The organism is Neobacillus niacini (assembly GCF_031456445.1).
Lineage (GTDB): Bacteria > Bacillota > Bacilli > Bacillales > Cytobacillaceae > Neobacillus > Neobacillus niacini_I.
Window position 1 is genome coordinate 1 of the sequence record NZ_JAVDUQ010000079.1, and the last position, 3,320, is coordinate 3,320.

Below are 3,320 nucleotides of genomic sequence, written 5' to 3' on the forward strand. Positions count from 1 at the left end.
ATTCCTTGACAGTGCACCCTCAATCAACTACCATGTAAGCCGCTGAAGAAGGTGGTTAATTTTATACTGTCTACTTGACAGGGATATGTTCAAAACCGCCCGGTCCTTTTTTGTTTAGCGAATATCTGATATTTTGTACTCTATGCCATGTACCCCTTTATAATACTCCGGGTACATTTCTCCACCACATTGTTCGCATGAAAACATGGGGGGAGTAGTTGGATCACCGTCATCCATTAAATCAAAATCTCTCACTACACTTAAAGGAATTTCTTCCTTTTCATGACACGTTAAACAAACAAAGCTGACGCTCTGTTTCTTGGATTGGTTTAAGTTTAGGTTTTTCTTCTTTTTCTTTCCTTTTTTGCGGGGTTTTGATACCGGTGAGATCGTTAATCACCCTTTCTAAATAAGCTCTTGTCGTCTTACATAATGCCACTTTTATTTCTAATTTACCATCTTCAAGGCAGACCTCTCCCTTGTATTCATAGTAACACTCACACTTCGGACAGACGAGAGGATCTTTTTTGCCACTTGCGATAATTCGTTCACGCCACGTTTGACGACGTAAGGTCTTTTTTACTTTAACAATCCAACGTTTTGCATTTTGTTGCCATGCACTAAGTACTTTCTTACACAAGTTTTTAGATCTTCTTGAGTACATTCCATAGTGCCGAATGGTTTTAAATTGCTCATCGGGAATATGACGAATTAAGCGTGAAATAAATTCTTCCACGCTTACGGTTTCATGTTTTTCCTTTCCATCTGTTTTGTCCTTGTATTTAAATGTAACAAACTGTCCATCATATGCCTCGATCCGATTGATTCCAATCGCTGGTCGACGAATATAACGGCCAATATAACGAAGTTGCTCTTTAACCTTACCTCTCTGTTTTGGGGCATACACATAGAGGCCTTCCCCATTATTGGTGAACGCTTTTGAAGTCTTGGCTGGATTCTTTTCTTTTCCTTCTCTGAAACTCCGTTTCTATTTAATTTTAAAACAACTATCTGCCATTGTTTCCGAAGCATCGCAAATGGCAAAAAGTCATACTGTTTCCATTCGCCTTTTTCTGTTAATCCTCCCATGGTAACTAGCATATGTACGTGAGGATTGAAGTTAACTCTTGAACCAAAAGTATGTAAGCCAGAAATAATTCCAGGCGTTACCTTGGCTTTTTTCTGAAAGACATCTGTAATTAATTTTGAGGCTGCGTCCATTAAATCCTTTAACAAATGTCGATGAAGCAAAAAAACATCTCGCAGTCCTTCATCAATCGTAAAAATTACATGCCGATGGTTAACTTGAAGCACATCCTCCGTAAGTAATCTGCCCCACTCTTCGCTCTCTCCGACAGAACAGGTAGTGCAGAAATGCCCTTTACAACGGTATGGAACTTTACGGACATCATGACAACCTTCACACATAAAAACCTTAAATCCTTTTTTTATATCTCCACAATCGCGAAATTTCTCAACCTCCTTAATAACGATTGGGCGAATTTTAGCTACGTGTTTATTCTTGAAGGCTTCCCAATGTTGGTGTTTATCAAAAAAGATCTCTCTAAGAATATTCCTCTCCATAAAAAGAAAATACCACAGTCCAAATGACAATGGTAGACCTTAAATTTTATACTTTCTTATCTTTAAAAAAAGACCTTCAACATGAACTGTTGAAAGCCTTTAGTATCAAGGATTGGCACCTTGATTCAGATACCGGTGGTCGGGGTCGAACCGACACTCCTTGCGGAACACGATTTTGAGTCGTGCGCGTCTGCCAATTCCGCCACACCGGCGTGTATAAAATTGTAAATATGGTGCCGAGGACCGGAATCGAACCGGTACGGTAGTCACCTACCGCAGGATTTTAAGTCCTGTGCGTCTGCCAGTTCCGCCACCCCGGCGATGTTTAACAATAATGGAGGCGGCAACCGGATTTGAACCGGTGGTGAAGGTTTTGCAGACCTCTGCCTTACCACTTGGCTATGCCGCCATTATATTTGGAGCGGAAGACGGGATTCGAACCCGCGACCCCCACCTTGGCAAGGTGGTGTTCTACCACTGAACTACTTCCGCAAACTGGCTGGGCTAGCTGGATTTGAACCAACGCATGTCGCAGTCAAAGTGCGATGCCTTACCGCTTGGCTATAGCCCAATAGTATAATAAATTTACCATTTATTCAATAAAAATTAAATGGGGCGACTGATGGGAATCGAACCCACGAATGTCGGAACCACAATCCGATGCGTTAACCACTTCGCCACAATCGCCATAATGAAAATAATTGGCAGGGGTAGTAGGAATTGAACCCACACCAAAGGTTTTGGAGACCTTCGTTCTACCTTTAAACTATACCCCTATAAATGGTGGAGGGGGACGGATTCGAACCGCCGAACCCGGAGGGAGCGGATTTACAGTCCGCCGCGTTTAGCCACTTCGCTACCCCTCCACATATTTAAGTTGAATTGTCAGCTTAAGGTGCCGACGAGAGGAATTGAACCCCCAACCTACTGATTACGATTCAGTTGCTCTACCAATTGAGCTACATCGGCGTATCTATTAAAACTTAAAGGTGGCTCAGGACGGAATCGAACCGCCGACACAAGGATTTTCAGTCCTTTGCTCTACCGACTGAGCTACTGAGCCACTTAAATGGCGGTCTGGACGGGACTCGAACCCGCGACCTCCTGCGTGACAGGCAGGCATTCTAACCAACTGAACTACCAGACCAAATTGCGGAGGCAGGATTTGAACCTGCGACCTTCGGGTTATGAGCCCGACGAGCTACCAGACTGCTCCACCCCGCGACAATACAAATTATACAAACTTATGGTGGAGGATGACGGGATCGAACCGCCGACCCTCTGCTTGTAAGGCAGATGCTCTCCCAGCTGAGCTAATCCTCCATTATAATGACAGTTATTTTCGCTGTCGTGAAAAAAAATTGGTGACCCCTACGGGATTCGAACCCGTGTTACCGCCGTGAAAGGGCGGTGTCTTAACCGCTTGACCAAGGGGCCATATAAGTAAAGATATAATGGCGGAGAGCAAGGGATTTGAACCCTTGAGACAGGGTTACCCGCCTACACGATTTCCAATCGTGCTCCTTCGGCCACTCGGACAGCTCTCCATTAAAATTGGCTCCGCAGGTAGGACTCGAACCTACGACCGATCGGTTAACAGCCGATAGCTCTACCACTGAGCTACTGCGGAATAATATTATTACAGCCTGGCAACGTCCTACTCTCACAGGGGGACAGCCCCCAACTACCATCGGCGCTGAGAAGCTTAACTTCCGTGTTCGGTATGGGAACGGGTG

General features: G+C 44.5%; 16 tRNA genes, 1 rRNA gene and 1 pseudogene. All 18 read right to left on the reverse strand.

Annotated features, from left to right (window positions below):
* Positions 1-280: 280 nt before the first annotated feature.
* Positions 281-1,584, reverse strand: a pseudogene (locus J2Y67_RS28210) (IS91 family transposase).
* 130 nt (positions 1,585-1,714) lie between these two features.
* Positions 1,715-1,796: transfer RNA gene (locus J2Y67_RS27540), tRNA-Leu, on the reverse strand.
* A 19-nt stretch (positions 1,797-1,815) separates the two neighbouring features.
* A tRNA-Leu gene (locus J2Y67_RS27545) sits at positions 1,816-1,904 on the reverse strand.
* 15 nt (positions 1,905-1,919) lie between these two features.
* Positions 1,920-1,993 (reverse strand) — tRNA-Cys (locus J2Y67_RS27550).
* 8 nt (positions 1,994-2,001) lie between these two features.
* Positions 2,002-2,076: transfer RNA gene (locus tag J2Y67_RS27555), tRNA-Gly, on the reverse strand.
* 4 nt (positions 2,077-2,080) lie between these two features.
* A tRNA-Gln gene (locus J2Y67_RS27560) sits at positions 2,081-2,155 on the reverse strand.
* A gap of 40 nt (positions 2,156-2,195) precedes the next feature.
* Positions 2,196-2,271 (reverse strand) — tRNA-His (locus tag J2Y67_RS27565).
* A 15-nt stretch (positions 2,272-2,286) separates the two neighbouring features.
* A tRNA-Trp gene (locus tag J2Y67_RS27570) sits at positions 2,287-2,360 on the reverse strand.
* A 5-nt stretch (positions 2,361-2,365) separates the two neighbouring features.
* A tRNA-Tyr gene (locus J2Y67_RS27575) sits at positions 2,366-2,450 on the reverse strand.
* A gap of 30 nt (positions 2,451-2,480) precedes the next feature.
* A tRNA-Thr gene (locus tag J2Y67_RS27580) sits at positions 2,481-2,553 on the reverse strand.
* 21 nt (positions 2,554-2,574) lie between these two features.
* Positions 2,575-2,647 (reverse strand) — tRNA-Phe (locus J2Y67_RS27585).
* A gap of 7 nt (positions 2,648-2,654) precedes the next feature.
* Positions 2,655-2,731 (reverse strand) — tRNA-Asp (locus tag J2Y67_RS27590).
* Between the two features lie 3 nt (positions 2,732-2,734).
* Positions 2,735-2,808, reverse strand: a tRNA-Met gene (locus J2Y67_RS27595).
* A gap of 23 nt (positions 2,809-2,831) precedes the next feature.
* Positions 2,832-2,907, reverse strand: a tRNA-Val gene (locus J2Y67_RS27600).
* Positions 2,908-2,946: 39 nt separating this feature from the next.
* Positions 2,947-3,021 (reverse strand) — tRNA-Glu (locus tag J2Y67_RS27605).
* Between the two features lie 18 nt (positions 3,022-3,039).
* Positions 3,040-3,131 (reverse strand) — tRNA-Ser (locus J2Y67_RS27610).
* Between the two features lie 8 nt (positions 3,132-3,139).
* Positions 3,140-3,214 (reverse strand) — tRNA-Asn (locus J2Y67_RS27615).
* A gap of 14 nt (positions 3,215-3,228) precedes the next feature.
* Positions 3,229-3,320, reverse strand: a 5S ribosomal RNA gene (gene rrf / locus J2Y67_RS27620); the annotation flags it as partial.